This is a genomic window from Chryseolinea serpens (genome assembly GCF_900129725.1).
Classification (GTDB): Bacteria; Bacteroidota; Bacteroidia; order Cytophagales; family Cyclobacteriaceae; genus Chryseolinea; species Chryseolinea serpens.
This window is the reverse complement of record NZ_FQWQ01000003.1, coordinates 418,669-435,669: the sequence shown is the minus strand read 5'-3', so window position 1 is coordinate 435,669 and position 17,001 is coordinate 418,669. Positions and strand designations below refer to the sequence as shown.

Genomic DNA, 17,001 nt, shown 5'->3' with positions numbered 1-17,001 from the left:
TGAAACTGAATGCTGGCGATGAGGAATGGGATGAAGGCTATCCGTGGTGAGGTGTTCCGAAGAACTAATGTTTTAACTTTCATTAAACTCCGTATTGGCTACGGGCTTGTTCGGGGATGAAATTAAAAATAATTTCCATGCGTCCTGAAAAAGACCAGAACATTATTTTAAGCATCGAATAGACGCTGCTTTTGCTGTTTTTTTGATGCGCGCTATGCATCCCTATTGCATTTGCGCTCATTCGGTTGCTGCCTTAAATTGGCTTCACACGAAAAAAGATTGCGCGAAAGCGGAATGATAAAAAAGTGTCGGAAAATTTCATTATTTCTATAATTTTTCAATTTAAATTCATTTCCTCTCAAAAAAACCAACGCCTCGCTATGCATCATACGTTCAAAAACTGCCTGCTTAAAAATTTTCTGGCGGCCATGGATATGTTCAAAAATATCATTGTCCTATGTCCTGAAAAAGTATGGGAACAGGACAAAAAGTTTTTCTACCTGACGTATCACACGGCAATTTTTTTGGATTATTATCTTTCAAACCCCGTAAAAGAATTTTACCCAAGCTTGCCCTACACGATTTTGGATAGTTTACCGCCCGAGGCTGTTGATGATGTTATACCCAACAAATTCTACACGAAAGAAGAGCTAGTCGAATACGTTTCTGCCATAAGAAAAAAGTGTCAAAACTTGATTCAGCATGCTTCCGATGAAAAACTGGACGGGCGATGGATTAAAGATGAAGAAATCAATTTGCATGGCCTGTGCCCGACGTTGGTGTCGAACTATACGTTGATGGAAATTTTGTTTTATAATCTCAGGCATCTGCAACACCATGCGGGCCAGTTGAATTTGCTCCTGAGACGGCAAGCAAACATTGCGGCCGATTGGATTTCGCAGGCGGATGACCCTATTCACGAGACGGCAAACGGAGGAGCCACCAATATCTGAAAACTGGATTAGGCCTTCATTTCTGACGGGTTGGATTTGATTGATCCAAATGGCTAAAAAACACGGCCTGAAACAAAATGAAGGATTTAATTTGGTTTGCACCACAAACTAGATTTACATTTGTCTATAAACGCAGCGCTATGGAAACCGCAGAAAACGAATTAGACCCCGTGCAGAGCCTGCACATCATCACCGAGGCGATCGCCAAAACAAAGGAAAATGTCAAAGCGCATGGCTTTCTATTTCTATTGTGGGGATGGCTGATCGCGATTGCCAGCCTTTCATTTTTTATACTGCAGGCCTACACATCGTTCCAATGGTTCTTTCTTCCTTTCCCGGTATTGGTGCTGACCGGAATCATTCTATCCGTTCGGCATTATGCCCGCAGGAGTCATCAGACTGAAACCTATATGGGATACTATCTAAAAAAAATGTGGCTGGTATTGGGCATCAGCTTTATCACGGTGGTCGCCATGAATGTGGTCATCACCCAGCCTCCCTTTACCTATACGCTGCTGATCGGCGGCATCGGCACGATGGTTTCCGGTTTGGTGCTGCGCTTCAGACCGCTTGTGGTCGGTGGTGTCTTATTTTTGCTTTTCGCTGTGGCCAGTGTATTTACCCCAGACGTTTATAAACCCCTTTTGCAGGGAATCGCCGTGGTTACCGGCTACCTGATACCGGGATATTTATTGAAACATTCTAAAGTATAACGGGCATCCTGCATGTACAATGAATTGGACCCCGTTTTAAATACTCCCGTGCGCCTGGCCATTGTGTCGGCACTGATCAAAACGAAACAGGCGGATTTTGCATATCTCATGGAAATAACCAACACGACCCAGGGCAACCTGAGCCACCAAATCAAAAAGCTACACGAAGCGGCCTATATCGAAGTAACCAAAACGTTTAAAGGAAACTATCCCCACACGATTTGCAAACTGACTTCCAAAGGAAAAAAAGCGTTTGAGAAATATGTAGAGGACATTAAGAAGTATCTGCACTTATAACGCATAAAATTTCTACACCAGCACTTCGGTGCTTTTTTATAGATTTTTTAGTTTGCAATACAAACTACATTTATATGTAAAATAAAATACAGCACGCTGCGTCTTTCCTAAAAAGTGCCCTTTTTAAAAACCTATCATTTCGTCATTCTAAAACTATATTTTATGTATGAAGCAACCCACCCCACCCGGTCTCCCTATGATACGCATAGAGGGCCGCACCCAGGCATCATCGCCATTATCTATGTCTGCTTGTTTATTGTCAGCCTGATCCTCTTTGGTATTTTATCGCAGGGGTCAGGATTTCCAAGGCCCTTCGCACCCCCGGAGCAGGCGCAACAAATCTTCCAGCAGTTCCCGAATGCTATCCGTTTCAATGCGCTCTTCCAGTTTGGCGCCGCCATACCGCTTGGACTCTTTACCGCCGCCGTGACCAGCAGGCTTAGAATTCTGGGGGTGACGGCCACCGGTGTGAATATTGCCCTGTTCGGCGGCATCACGGCCTCTTTGCTCATCACCTTCTCGAGCCTTTGCAGTTGGTTGCTGTCGCAACCCGGAGTAGCCAACGATCTGCCGCTAATGCACGCGCTGCAACTTTTCGGATTTGCAACCGGGGGCGTAGCCCATATCGCGGCGGTAGGTCTGCTCTTGGCGGGAATTTCCGTACCCTGTCTTTTGGGCGGATATGCACCGAAGTGGGTGGCTTGGCTGGGGTTGATCCTGGCCGGCATCGCCGAGCTTTCAACGCTGAGCCTGGTGATTGAGCAGGCCAGCTATCTGCTGCCCGTGGTCCGGTTCGGTGCCTACCTCTGGATGATCAGCACCGGATTCACACTGGCGAAAAGCAAAACAGAATCGATTCACTCGAAGGAAAAATAATTCAACCATGAAAAATAAAGTAGTACTGATCACCGGCGGCACCTCCGGATTGGGCGCATCCGCCGTCAAAGCATTTGCAGATTTAGAAGCCAAGGTCGTTTTCTGTGGAAGGCGCACAACGGAAGGAAGCAGCATTGAATCGCAGATCCGGTCAAAGGGTGGCGAGGCCACTTTTGTGCAGGCCGATGTAACCAACGAAAAACAAGTTGAACATCTGGTATCCGAAACGATCCGCTTGCATGGCCAACTCGATGTTGCTTTCAACAACGCCGGCGCCAATCTATCCTTCGGGCCGCTTGAAGGGATGAGCAGCGAACAATTCATGAACACCGTCATGCTCAATCTGACCGGAACATTCCATGCCTTGAAGTATGAGATCCAGGCCATGAAAAAAAACGGGGGGAGCATTATCAACACCGCCAGCACGGCAGGGGTGAAAGGTGTTGCCCAGGGAATAGCAGCCTATGTTGCTGCCAAGCACGGGGTGATCGGTCTGACAAAAGCGGCTGCCCTGGAACAAGCACGCAACCAAATCCGAGTGAACGCACTTGTGGTTAGCGCGATGGCTACTGAACAATGGCTGCAGGGTGTGAACAGAACGCCGGGGATGTATGAAAAAATCGCGGCCGCCATGCCGTTGGGAAAAATAGCAACGCCAGAAGATATTACTCCCTTGATCACATTCCTCGCGGGCGACCAATCCACCTTCATCACCGGGGCTGCGTTGGCCATCGACGGCGGTGTCACTGCCGGATAGCGCACGACTCACCCGACAAAAATTCAACGGCATTTGGGCTGGACCACGAGATATTTAAAAGTTTCTTCTAAATTTGCCCCTCGCTTGCCTTCAGCATGACGTGCTGAATTGCGAAAGCAGATCCATAAAGTCCAAAAACGGCGAAATTGAGCAGATTTCGGGGTTATTTGGAAACCATGGAGCAAGCCAAAGTGGCGGAATTGGTAGACGCGCACGACTCAAAATCGTGTACCGAAAGGTGTGTGGGTTCGATTCCCACCTTTGGTACTACCTCAGTATCAGCAGGTTAAAGCCTCACAGTCCGTGAGGCTTTTTTATTGAAAATCGAATTTGCCCCACTACTCTCAGTTCTGAGAAAAAATTTTTCTACCACTGCCAAGGAGCGCATTTCAAATGAAAAAACCTTAGCTGTAGTTTCCCCAGCCTAAAGGCGACAACTTTCCAAGAAATGACGGAAGCTTTCACGAGTCAATATAACTAACGTGACGGTCCCCGGTAGCTATCGGCTGGTAGATGGCGCACGTCCCCGATAGTAATCGGTGTGTCTGTTCACATGTTTTAAATGACTGATAATCAGCATGGTATAAAAAAAGATTGAGCCGAACTGGATACGATTCGGGATCGCGCGCTACGTAACGCGGCTTAGCCAAAATGCTCTAGGACTTACATCATCGCGACCAGGCTGGACATAGATCGATGGCTAAGGCTTCAATGAATCAAAGATCAAGGCTTCTTCATTTTGCGTTTCCGCTGTATCTTTCTTGGGGAATGGGGTATCGAAACGTCCACCACAATGATTTTAATCATTGGTGAAATTTTATCCCGAAAATTTCGCGCAGGAGGGTTAACATCTCCACCGCTAAGTTGGAATTCTCCCTTGAAGATCCGGTTTTGGATTTTTGGTGTGGTCCAGCTGACCCAACCATAGCACGAGGTATATTCCGTATCCCTCAGAGCGATATTCGCGGGAGTAGTCTGCCAGTTGAGTTAAGGCGACGTGCCCCATGACGAAGAAAGAACGCCATTTTGAAATGCCGAACCCGTTGAGCGATGCGTATAAATAAGCTAACTCCATTTCTGTTTTTTATCGTTGCCTGTTCCTCAGATGATGCGCCTCAACCTGACTTGTCTGTTTATGTTGATCGTTTTGTAGCCGAGGCCAGGGCACGGGGAATTACGCTTGATGTCAGCAATCTTACGATGGCATATGTATCGGAAACCGACCCTCCGAATTATTGTGGTTATGGCACGGTCAGGCCCGAACATGTTCAGATCAAGTATTCGGATGATTGCTGGAATTCAAGGACCGATATAGATAAGGAATTATTAACGTTTCACGAACTGGGGCACGCCGTTTTGGGTCGTGTTCATTCCAACACACAATTATCAAACGGCGATCATCAAAGCATCATGTATATGAATCCATTTGGCCTATACAATGAAAGCACATTGGATAAAAAAGCCTACTATCTGGACGAGTTATTTGACATGACCACGCCCGAACCCCAATGGGCTCACGTCGATAGACCAAACCGTGTGGAAATTTTGAAGGATTCTGTCGCTGCGGTCAATGCATGGAAATTTGGAACTACTGGACTAATTGATCACGCGGGCGTTGTCAGCCATGAGGCATTTGTTTCGGCCGGGCATTCGCTTTCAATCCAGGCAAATGCTGCCGGATCCGGAATTTCCTTCTGGCGATACGATCTGAGTCCAGGTAATGTCACGATCGGTTCAGCGCTCACGCTTACCGTGAAGGTGATGACAAAAGATGTCACGGGCCCGGGATTGGATTTCGAATTGCAAGGGTTCGACGCACAAGACACCAACGTTTTTTATGTTTATTCAAAAAAAATTACCGGCACCCAGGACTTTAAAGAGTACACCATAGATCTACACTACTTTCCGCGAGACGTCTCCGTTGTTTCTATTTTTCTGCTGATGGATGGCCGAAGCACCGGAACTGCTTACATCGATGATATCTCCCTGGTGAATAAATACTGACTTTCCCCGACGTGAAGATCTTCAACGCATAGGATATTTACCGGCGATTCGCCACCTAAAAACCTCGAATGCATTCGAATTGGCCAGTGTGTGTGCTACACAACACGTTTTCAAATCGTGCGCACCATTCACTGCCGAAACTATTAATACCTGCGTTCGTTCGCCAGTCCTTCAATACATGAATTAGCAAAGTATCGACCTCTTGTGGGATTCTGGTTTGTCGAAAAATCACGGCGCATCAGATAGATCCCCTCTGTTCTGTTTGTAGCCGCACGGTGAAGACAAATGTAGAGATGAAGTTATTCTTTGACTTCCTGCCAACGTAATTCAAAATATGAACTATCGGCAAGAGGCCCTTAAAAAGCGAAACCCCATAGCTTGATTGCTCAGAATGAAATACGTGGAATTTGAAAAATAGCTAGAAAATGATAAGGAGAATTTGAGGTTTAGCAAAAGGCATACTTGTTGTCAACACCAAATCAAAGGCTTTCCAGGCGACACCCCCTCAGTCAGAATGGAAACAGGTTTAAAAAAAACCTTAACTTGTATGTAATGCCTGTAGACGTGAAAATAAGTAAAAAAAAGCATGTTCTGATACTCTTGGCGGCATTGGCACATTTGCCGTGTGATGCGCAATCTCAAAGTCTCGTTCCTGATCAGTTATTCTTTAAGCGGATTTCTACTGACCAGGGTTTGCCACAACCCTCTGTAAATAGTATCCTTCGCGACACACGTGGTTTTGTGTGGATGGCCACTGAAGACGGACTAAGTCGTTTCGACGCTGCCGAGTTTCGAACGTTTCGTCACGATCCTGCAGATTCCAGTTCCCTCAGTCATAACGTGGTTCATTTCGTTCAGGAAGAAGAAGCCACCGGCAATTTGTGGGTCGGAACGGTGTCTGGTATTAGCTATTTTGATCGCTCGCTTGAACGATTCAAGGTATATAAAGCAAACAACCCTCCCGGCACGGTTTACACCAATGCCACACTCGATAAAAAAAGGAACCGCTTGTGGCTGGCTTGTACTGTTGCAGGGTTAAGGTACCTTGATTTATCCAGGCAAGTAATAATTGATTTTAAAAAACCAGAACTCGACAACGAAACGGTATGGAATGTTAAAATCGCAGGTGATAGTTTATTGATAGCCACCCTTCAGGGCCTAAAAATTCTGAATTTACAAAACCAACAAATCTCTTCATTCTATAACAAGACTCCTGTAAGATCGCTTTTAATTGATCAGAATGATTTGTGGTTCGGAACAGAGGGTAACGGGCTTGGAAGATTCGATCGCGTTACAAAAAAAACAACCTTTTACAACCGGGAAAATGGTGGAACCAATAACAATGATATTTGGTCCCTTGCCCTAGACAAGGAACACAATTTATGGGTCGGCACGGATGGTGGTGGATTAAATGTGCTGATGCGCGGAAACAACATTTCACGGTGTTATCTGCACTCAGAATTTGATGATCGCAGTTTAAGTTACAATACGATTCGCTCTATCTTCATTGAACCGAATGGAAATGTGTGGCTTGGCACCTACAACGGAGGGGTGAACTATCACGAAAATAAGCCTATTCAATTTCAGTTGTATAGGAAAGACTTTTTTAATGACCTTTCATTGCGCAACAATGCCGTCTCAGCTTTTACAGAATCAACCGATGGGACAATTTGGATAGGTACAGATGGAGGAGGGCTTCATTACTTAAGGGACGGCGTTGTTCATCGTTATGCATTGCCTGAAAAACTAGCCCATGTGAATGTGATAACCGCTTTGCAAAGTGACGGACTGGGTTTATGGATAGGTTCGTTTCAAAATGGATTGATTTATCTGGATGGTCATGGAGGCTGGAAGCAATTCAAACATGAACCGGGCGATCGCACTTCGATTGCCGCCAATACCGTGTGGGATATTGAGAAAGATTCATTGGGGTACCTGTGGCTTGGGACAAACCGTGGCGTCAACCGGTTCAATCCCAAGACAGGAATCTGCCATCACATTGATCACCCCTTGAAAGGAAATATTGACAAGCTTTTCAAAAACATTCAGGCACAAACAATTCTTATTTCTTCTGACCACACGCTGTGGGTTGGATCGTATGGTTTACTTATGGCCTACCTACCCGCATCCGATTCAGTCATCGAGATCAAAGGACAAGATGGCCCGATACGGCCACCGCCCGATCTGCGGGTGAAAGCCCTACTGGAGGATGATGGGAAAATATGGATCGGCACCTATGGAAGCGGCCTTTGCCAATATAACATCCTCACCCGCTCCCTCCACGTCCTGGATGAACGTGATGGGCTACCCGATAACGTCGTTCTCTCTGTCGAAAAAGGAGAGCCTGGAAGTTTATGGCTAAGTACCAACAAAGGTCTGGTTCATTTTAATGAAGCGGATACCATTTTTACAGTATTTGACGCCAACTATGGAGTCCAGGGCACGACCTTCAACCGGAACGCTGCATTGCAAACATCAGACGGTCGTCTATTATTCGGGGGCACACATGGCTTTAATATTTTCAGACCCCATGCCATCTCAGACAATCGTGGGTCGTTAGAAATCGTATTTACGGATTTTAGCATTTTTAATAAGCAAATAAAACCTGGGAGTGACCTATTAAAACAAAGCATAACCGAAACGCAGCAACTCGATTTGCCACACGCTGATTCACGATTACTTACGTTTCACTTTTCAGCTTTTAACTTTTCATCACCTGACAAAATAATCTATGCCTATAAGCTTACAGGTTTCGATGATGACTGGCAAAAAACAGGTAAAGATCATAGCGTCACCTTTACCAATCTTGATCCGGGATCGTATACCCTCACGGTGAGGGCCTCCTTTAATGGCAAGGTATGGGGTCCGGAGAAATCGTTGACCATAACCATTCAAACACCCTGGTGGCGCACCACCTATATTCGCTGGCTTGCATTTCTTCTTTTTGTCATAGGGGCCTACAGCTTTAGTCGTTATCGCACCTACCAACTCAGCCAACGAAAGAAAGAATTGGAACAGTTGGTAAGTCAGCAGGGGCAGGAAATTAAAAAACAAAACCACGATCTGGCGGCACAAAATGAAGAGCTGATAGCACAAAACGATGAAATGGCCGCGCAGCAGCAAATGATTACCGAGCAGAATATCCAGTTAAGTGAAGCAAAACAAAGCCTGCAAATGATCAATCAATCCCTGGAACAGGTAGTCGATCAGCGCACGGAGAAGTTAAATGAGACCATTCACCAACTTAATAAAACGATTAAAGAACTGGATGCCTTTGTGTACAGTGCCTCGCATGATCTTATCGCTCCCATGAAATCCGTGACAGGCCTGATTGAACTGGCACGAAGACAAAATCAGAATCCGGACATCGGTGTCTATATCGATCACATGGAACGAAGCGTCAAAAAGCTCGAGGATGTAGTCCTAAATATGATGCAATACTCGCAAAATTCAAATTTAGAAGTAACCTATGAAGAAGTGAACGTGCATGATCTGATCCAGGAAAGCATCTCTGATTTAAAGTTTTATCCAGGAATGGACGCCATGAATTTTGTCATCAATTTTAATAAGGATGCAAGCGTTAGAACCGATAGGAAAAGGTTTAAAATCATTTTGAACAATCTGATCGGCAATGCCATTAAATACCGTGATGATCGAAAAGAATCAAATATCGGGCGGGTAACATTTGAAAATGGGAAAACCATTTGGAAACTTGAGGTGCAAGACAATGGCATCGGCATTGATAAACACTACCTCAGTCGTGTATTTGAAATGTTTTTCCGTGCCACTGATCGATCGCAGGGATCGGGCCTCGGGCTTTACATCGTAAAGGAAACGGTTGAAAAACTTTATGGAGAAATTTATGTCGATTCTGAAAAAGGCGAATGGACTAAATTCACCGTCGCTATTCCCCATGAAAATATTTATGTCCGAAAAAAATAAGCTTGATCATAGGGACGCGCCGCTGTCTAACCGATAAATATGGCTTATCATCAAACCAACATCACTGTATTCTTTTGAAGTGATATTCATAGCTATTTCCATAACAGGACATACGCTGGCAGGCAGATCGCAAAATGCCTTGATACCGGCGAAGAAAAGGAGAATACGATTCGTATTCTCAAATGGTTTGACGCGGTCAGTTTGGAGTTATTGGCTCCTGGTTCAACGCGGACCGGCCGGTCGGGTTTCACCTTTACCAGAATGGCGGCCGTGGCTTCGGCCTCGGAAATCCGAATCGAACCAGCAATCGCTGGTTCGATGGCTTCATAGCTGGAGGTAAAATAACTTTCTCGCTTCCAACGCTAAGAATTGATCAAGATGCTTTACCTCCGTTACTACGCTTATGAGATAACAGCCGATTTATTTGATGCTATAAAAGAAATTCTTTAGTTCCTCGGCAAAGGCGTCGGGCACTTCGAGGGCTGCGAAGTGTCCGCCTTCTTTCATTTTTTTATAGCTGACTACATTTACAAAACGCTCTGCCCATTCTTTCGGAAATTGCGCCTCTCTTGGAAATACGGACACCCCTGCCGGCACGTTGCTTTTCTTCAAGGGTTGCGAACCACCCCACTGAGCAATGGCATCTGCTTTATACATTCTGACCGAGGTGGCGACCGTTTGCGTCACCCAGTAGATCATGATGTTGGTGAGCAATGCATCCTTGCCGCCGAATGCCGGCTCTATTAATTCGGGTGTTGCACCGGCGTTGACGAAACTCAGCATCCAACCGGCAAGCGCCACGGGCGAATCGTTCAAGCCGTAGGCCAACGATTGTGGCTTGGTGGCCTGCACCATGGCATAGGCCCCCTCGGCATACCACCATTGTTGCACGAACTGTGCAAATTGTTTTTCGGCTTCAGTCATGGTGGCAGGATCTTCCTGCCCCATGGGATAACCCAAGTCGGTAAAATGCACGCCCGCCACTACTGCGGGATATTTCGACGCCAAGGCTTTGGTGACGCCCATGCCGATGTCGCCGCCGGCAGCATAGAATTTTTCATAGCCCAGATTTTCTGTCATCAGCACTTTCCATAGGTCAGCCACGGCTTCGCTGGTCATGGCGGTTTTTTCCGAAAAACCAAAACCAGGGATGGAGGGAATTACCAGATCGAAGCTTTGCTCGCCCTCGGTGAGCAGCGGAATGATCTTATGAAAACGGTAGTAGCTGTCCGGCCAGCCGTGTGTTAAAATCAGCGGCTTCGGATTTTTACCTTTGCCCTTGATGTATTGAAAATGAACTTTCACACCGTTCACTTCGGCGATGTACTGCGGGTATTTGTTGAGCAAGGATTCTTGCTTGCGCCAGTCGTATTCGGTTTGCCAATAACGAACCAGGCCGCGCAAATACGCTTCGCTGGTGCCGAAATTCCAGCCTGAGCCTTCGGCCTCGCCCGGCCAGCGGGTATTCTGCAACCGGTTTTTCAAATCGTCCAATACTTGTTGAGAGACGGCTACTTTGAATTCTGTTACGTTTTTCATTGCGGGTGTCTTTTTTGTTTGTGAATAACAACTCATGCTGCCCAGCGTGAGCAGGGCGAAAATGACAGCGTTTAGCTTGTTCATAGGGGACTGTTTTTAAACAAAGCTATGTTTCAAACCCGTTGGCGGTTAGATGAATTGTCGGGAGAAATGGTACAAATTTCGGTTTCCTTCCCTGTGTTCAGGCGACAATGACGCTTATCCCTTGCGGTACTCCGTAGGGGTAATTTTTGCCAGCTTTTTAAATGACTTGGTAAAATGGGAGGCGTCTTCAAAACCGAGCCAGTGACATATTTCCTGTATGGACATCGTGGTTTGCTTTAACAGGCTCTTGGCTTCCAGCGTCACAAATTCGTCGATGAAGGTTTTGGCCGACTTGCCCAACTCAACCTGCAGGACTTCGCTCAGGTATTTGGGTGTGATGTTCAGGCTTCGGGCATAAAATGCCACACCTTTATGCTGGGCAAAATGGTGGGCCACCAGTTTTCTAAACTCCCGGGCGATCGCTTCGCTTCTGGAGCCCTGTGGACTCTTGCCTTTCCCATTTTGCGCGGAATGAAATGAATTTGCCAACACCAGGAGAGAATGAACGACTCCCGGAATAGCCTCTTTGTCGTCTTTTAATACCTTGAGCAATCCGAACAAGGATTCTATCTTTTTTACCTGTTCGTCGGTCAGCTGGATCACATGATTACCTCCGTGAAAGAAGAAGGACAGCGAATGCAAAAATGATTTCGCCTGTATGCCTTCAAATAGTTCTTCCGTAAAATAAACCGTATCGTGTTCTGCCGTGTAATTACCCGCCCATTGACAGACCATCCCAGGCCCGACGGTCGTGAGGCTTCGCGCTTTCAGAGAATAATCCGTGCTGCCGATCTTAAACACATCGCCTTCGCCGGTGTAGGTAATGCCCAGCCCATAGGCAAATGTCCGGAAAGGAAAATTGACGTGTGCGTTCTTGTAGGTATGCCGGTCTGCCAAGAAAAATGGCACGTTAAAACCATGCGTGTTTTGGTGCTTTAAAAATTCATACAAGTTGAAAGATTTCAGATTGAATTTTTTCTGCATGTCAATATTTTTTGGGGGGAGGTGGCTTTCAAGGTAACATCCAGGGCAAGTGCCGGGTGCTGATCCATTTCACATCGTAGTCTGTACTATAAAAGAGATACTGCTCGTCCGGTGTCAGATAGGTGCAATATTCGTAGGTGTTCGTATTGAATTTGGCCCCCATGTTTTTTGCAGCGCTCCACGTACCATCGTTGTTGCGCTGTGAATAGTACAGATCGCCGCTGCCATATGAATCCGTCCGATCAACGGAGGTGAAAATAAGGTATTGTTCATCGGGTGAGATCATCGGATCATGTTCCATTTGTGCCGAGTTGATGGCAGGTCCTAGATTTTCGGGAGTTGTATAGCCGCCATTGAGATACCGGCTTACATAGATGTCGTGCGATCCCAGCGTCCCGGGTCGATTGGATGCAAAGTACAAATTGCCATTTTCCGCACGGGACATGTAGTACTCCGTACTGTCCGAGTTTACGCCTTCGGGATTTTCGGGCTTGGACCATGAACCGTCGGATTGAGGGCGGACAAGCCAGATATCGTAATCCGGGATGGTGTCGCCGATGTTTCGTGGCCGGTTGGAAATATAATATAACGTTCCGTCGCGGGATACAAAGGGGTCGGCTTGCGAGTACTCGGTTTCAGTGAAGGGTGCCAACACGGGTTTGCTCCATGCGCCTTCCCGCAGTTCGGTCATGTAGATCATCCACTTGCTATGGCTTGATCTTGAAAAATAAAAACGATTTCCATCCAAAGAAAAGGCTGCATTGAAGTCAAGCGAGTCGCCGCTCACAATTCCGGGAAGGAAAGGCATGGCGACAGAATCGGGCAAAGGTTGGGGGTAGTTAACGGAAGTATGGCGTCGCTGGTCACGGGCGCACTGGACCATCAATATCGTGATGGCTACCAGGAAAAGATGCTTCACGGATTTATCCATAACCATAGACGATCACGATCCAGTTGCTTTAAACTAATATGACCATCTAACGTCTTTTACTTGGCAAAGTTTTTTGTTGCCTTTAAAAATTATGGCAGACGGCATGTATCCGTGGTATCGATTCGTCTCATGCGATGGCCAAGGAGTCTAACCCGGCACATAGAAACCTCTGCGCGCATCGACACAGCTTCTATGGATTCATCAAATCCTGCCTTTACGTTTAACAAGCAGAATTGTAACCAAAATCTCCACTAAACGAGAACACTCTAAAATTAAATGTTCCCACCCATACCTAAAGGTCTCAAAAACGTGTGCCATTCGTCTCAATTGCGAAAAACGCGGCCAAAAAATTATACCCACGTAGTACATTTGGTCTCATCAGTATGGGTAGCCATTTCGTCCGGCGCCCCACATCATTTTCGACAAGTCCCCCTGTTGTAATGCTGCCCTAAAGCCATTGGATCAAGATCGGTCAATCCCCATATTCTGCCTAAAAATGTGTATATTCATTAATTCCCTTTGAAACACAATTATGCTTAAGACAAGCGCCCCTTATATATTGTGGTTTCTCCTTTTTTTGGCGTGGGAGGATTTTGCACAAGCTCCCTTAGAGAAAGTCAAATTCTCAAAGACCTCCATGACGCTGTCCAATCCACATGTGTCATCTATCTTGCAAGATTCGCGTGGCTTTTTATGGGTGGGCACGGAAGATGGACTCAACCGGTTCGATGGTTATGAAGTTACTGTATATCGCAATGACGCGAACGATTCCACCAGTCTTCTAAAAAATGTCATTCTAAAGATATTTGAAGACAGCCGTGGGGTGCTCTGGGTAAGCACGAGCAGCGGCGGGCTTCACATCTATAATCGTCAGCAGGACAATTTCAAACGGCTGTCATCCTATTCGTTTGACTGTGAGGTGAGCGAGTTCCATGAAGATGACTCCAGCGTATGGATTGGAGGCATACGCCACGGCAAAGCTTTTGTAAACCAAATCAATAAGAAAACGAACCGGCACCGGTATTTTGAACTTTTCAACTCGCGCAGCCCGGTGCACGCACTCATTCCGGCATCGGATCATGCGTTCTGGGTGGGTGTCCGCGGAACGGGTCTCTTCCTTTGGGATTTGAAACAAAAAACCATCCACCGGCAGGGTCCCTCCCAAAAGTTTCACCGCGCCGTAAAAGACCGGGAAGGCAACCTGTGGATTGCTGCCGGTGAGGGCTTGCAAAAGTATAACCCGGCAACAAATGACAATACGCTCTATAACACCCATTCGAATCCGGCATTGCCGGTCGATAATGTGCTGGACCTTTGTGCGGATGGAAACTACCTTTGGGTGGGCACGGAGAACGGTGGTCTTTGCCGGTTGAATACCCTTACCAATGAACTGTTAACATTTCAAGCGAACAAGAACGACCCGGAGTCATTGCCCGGCAACTCTATCCACGCGCTTTACAAAGACCGGCAGGAACGAATATGGACGGGCACATTTTCGAATGGGATCGCGGTGATTGACCGGTTACAGGAGAAGTTCATGGAACTGAATATCCCCCTGGAAAATGAAAACATAACGGCGATCGTTCAGGATTCAAAGAACCGCCTCTGGATTGGTACAGAAGACGGGCTGATCGTGAAATCCTCCCAAGGTATAAAACACTACAGACATACAGCAGCAAAAGAAAGCTTGCAGACCAACCCTATACTCGCCGTCTACGAAGACCGGCAACAGCGCATTTGGATAGGCACCTGGGGAGGCGGCCTGCATCGCTTTGACGAGGCCCACGATAATTTCATTCACTATATGCCGGATGAAAACCGCAAAGGGAGTCTTTCCAATCCCCATGTATTTTCCATTTCGCAGTCTGGAAAAACACAGCAACTGCTGGTGGCTACCTATGACGGTCTGAACATACTCACCGATGAACGTGCAGGCACGTTTGACCATGTTCGCGAAAATCGTTTCGAATTCAATAACTACATGCGAACGATCTACGAGGATAAAAAAGGCAAGATCTGGATCGGCACGATTGAAGAAGTTTTATGTTATGATCCCCTTCAAAAGGAGTTGACCCGGTTTGAAACAGCAACCCATCCCGACTCCATACAAGTCGGCGGCATGTGCAACAGCCTGCTGGAAGATCGTCATGGCCAACTGTGGATCGGCACCCGGAATGGTCTGCATCTGCTCGTCGATGGAGTGTTTAAAAAAAGATACACCACACACGATGGATTACCCAACGATGTCACACAGGCCATCCTGGAAGATGACGCGGGCAACCTCTGGCTGAGCACCGCCGATGGCCTATCCCGGTTCAATCCAGCGACGGGTGCGTTTCGCAACTATGATGCCGCCGATGGGCTTTCCGACGACACCTTTAATCCCAATGTGTGCATGCGTAACCCAACCGGGCAACTTCTTTTTGGCGGCAAGGGAATCTGTATTTTTAACCCCGACAGTGTGCGCGACAATCCTTTCGCACCCAGTGTCTACATTAGTGAACTTCGGATCCTCAATCAGCCGGCAAAGCCCGGCGATTTTGGTGGCATGCTACAGCATCAGATCAGCGAAACCCGTGAGATCACCCTTCCCTCCGAATACACCTTCTTCTCACTGAAGTATGCTGCATTGAACTTTACCGCCACGTCTAAAAATCAATACGCCTATAAATTGGAGGGATTTCATACCGACTGGAATTATGTAGGCGACCAGCGCTCGGTGATGTTTACCAATCTTGATCCCGGCACCTATACGTTCAAGGTGAAAGCCAGCAATAATGATGGCGTATGGAGCAAGCAAGAGGCAATGCTGGTCATCCGCGTCTTGCCACCGTGGTGGCGCACATGGTGGGCAAAACTGGCGAGCGTTATTCTGCTGACCGGTGTCGCGGTGTCGATCTACAGACTGCGCGTGGGCAGCATCAAAAAGCAGAACAAGATGCTGGAGTTGCAGGTATACAAACGAACCGAGGAGCTGGCACAACAAAACGAAGAACTTATCCAGAGCCAGGAGGAAATATCGGCACAACGCGATATCGTGTCGGCGCAGAATTTTGAATTGCAAAAAGCCCGACAGATCATCGAGGAACAGAACAATGAGATCATAAAACGCAACGAAACACTCGAAGCGGAGGTTGAAGAACGTACCCACGATTTAGTTGAATATAACCAGCAACTGGAGCAATTCGCGTTCATTTCCGCGCATAACCTTCGCGCGCCGGTTGCCCGGATACTCGGACTGGGGCATATATTGGAAATCAGCAAAAGTGATGTGCAAGAATCGCGCATGATCATTGACAAAATGATGATCACCACAGAGGAACTTGATCGTGTCGTAAGGGACCTGAATACCATACTGGAACTGCGCCGGGATTCCACGTCTGAGATTGTGCAGATAAACCTTGAAGAAGAACTGCGCCTCGTCAAAATAAACCTGCAGAAAGAAATAGAGGATAGAAAAGCAACGCTGTACGAAGACTTTTCGAAAGGCGTTACGCTTTGGACGGTGAAACCCTATCTCGATAGTATCCTATTGAACCTGGTCAGCAACGCCATCAAATATCGTCATCCCAACCGGAGGCCTGTGATTCGTATATGTTCAGAGCTGGTGAATGAACACCTTCATCTCACCGTACAAGACAATGGACTCGGTATGGACATGGCAATATGCAAAGACAAGCTCTTCAACCTATACAGTCGTTTCCATCTTCACATTGAAGGAAAAGGTATGGGACTGTACCTGGTGAAAACCCAGATGACTGCATTGGGCGGCAAAATTGAAGTAGAAAGCAGGGTCAATGAGGGTACGACTTTCCATCTCTTCTTCAAAAAAAACCATCATCCGCAGATGAACTAGCATGGGGAGAACGATCGAATGAAATATATCCAATGCGTCCCCCCTACTCTATCGCTTTTGGCGCT

At 46.8% G+C, this 17,001-nt stretch carries 11 protein-coding genes and 1 tRNA gene; 9 read left to right on the top strand and 3 right to left on the bottom strand.

Features of this window, described 5'->3' with window-relative positions; translation table 11 throughout:
* Positions 1-380: 380 nt before the first annotated feature.
* The 8 genes from BUB30_RS21585 to BUB30_RS21550 all read left to right on the top strand — a co-directional run bounded on the left by BUB30_RS21585 (position 381) and on the right by BUB30_RS21550 (position 9,542).
* Positions 381-953, top strand: a complete 573-nt coding sequence (locus BUB30_RS21585; RefSeq protein ID WP_073138084.1) for a DinB family protein — start codon at positions 381-383, stop codon at positions 951-953.
* 140 nt (positions 954-1,093) lie between these two features.
* A complete protein-coding gene (locus BUB30_RS21580; protein ID WP_073138082.1) occupies positions 1,094-1,666 on the top strand; it encodes a hypothetical protein in 573 nt (190 codons plus the stop codon).
* Between the two features lie 12 nt (positions 1,667-1,678).
* Complete coding sequence (locus BUB30_RS21575; protein ID WP_073138080.1) at positions 1,679-1,963, top strand: winged helix-turn-helix domain-containing protein; 285 nt, start codon at positions 1,679-1,681, stop codon at positions 1,961-1,963.
* Between the two features lie 162 nt (positions 1,964-2,125).
* Positions 2,126-2,839, top strand: coding sequence for a hypothetical protein (locus BUB30_RS21570; RefSeq protein WP_084138297.1), 714 nt, complete (start codon positions 2,126-2,128; stop codon positions 2,837-2,839).
* Positions 2,840-2,846: 7 nt separating this feature from the next.
* Positions 2,847-3,596: an SDR family NAD(P)-dependent oxidoreductase gene (locus BUB30_RS21565; protein ID WP_073138078.1), complete on the top strand. Its 750-nt coding sequence runs from the start codon at positions 2,847-2,849 to the stop codon at positions 3,594-3,596.
* A 185-nt stretch (positions 3,597-3,781) separates the two neighbouring features.
* Positions 3,782-3,863, top strand: a tRNA-Leu gene (locus BUB30_RS21560).
* A gap of 783 nt (positions 3,864-4,646) precedes the next feature.
* Positions 4,647-5,600, top strand: coding sequence for a hypothetical protein (locus BUB30_RS21555; RefSeq protein ID WP_073138076.1), 954 nt, complete (start codon positions 4,647-4,649; stop codon positions 5,598-5,600).
* 552 nt (positions 5,601-6,152) lie between these two features.
* Positions 6,153-9,542 (top strand): two-component regulator propeller domain-containing protein, encoded by a 3,390-nt coding sequence (locus BUB30_RS21550; protein WP_073138074.1) that lies wholly within the window; start codon positions 6,153-6,155, stop codon positions 9,540-9,542.
* 420 nt (positions 9,543-9,962) lie between these two features.
* Here BUB30_RS21550 and BUB30_RS21545 read toward each other — a convergent pair whose 3' ends face one another.
* The 3 genes from BUB30_RS21545 to BUB30_RS21535 form a co-directional block, all read right to left on the bottom strand.
* Positions 9,963-11,165, bottom strand: a complete 1,203-nt coding sequence (locus BUB30_RS21545; RefSeq protein ID WP_245804149.1) for an epoxide hydrolase family protein — start codon at positions 11,163-11,165, stop codon at positions 9,963-9,965.
* 114 nt (positions 11,166-11,279) lie between these two features.
* Positions 11,280-12,149 carry a helix-turn-helix domain-containing protein gene (locus tag BUB30_RS21540; protein WP_073138071.1) on the bottom strand — a complete coding sequence of 290 codons (870 nt, stop codon included), beginning with the start codon at positions 12,147-12,149 and terminating at the stop codon, positions 11,280-11,282.
* A gap of 28 nt (positions 12,150-12,177) precedes the next feature.
* On the bottom strand, positions 12,178-13,080 hold the full coding sequence (locus BUB30_RS21535) for a TolB family protein (protein ID WP_221408773.1): 903 nt from the start codon (positions 13,078-13,080) through the stop codon (positions 12,178-12,180).
* A gap of 532 nt (positions 13,081-13,612) precedes the next feature.
* On the opposite strand from BUB30_RS21535, the gene BUB30_RS21530 reads away from it, so the two are divergent.
* Positions 13,613-16,936 carry a two-component regulator propeller domain-containing protein gene (locus tag BUB30_RS21530; RefSeq protein ID WP_073138069.1) on the top strand — a complete coding sequence of 1,108 codons (3,324 nt, stop codon included), beginning with the start codon at positions 13,613-13,615 and terminating at the stop codon, positions 16,934-16,936.
* The last annotated feature ends 65 nt before the right edge of the window (positions 16,937-17,001 follow it).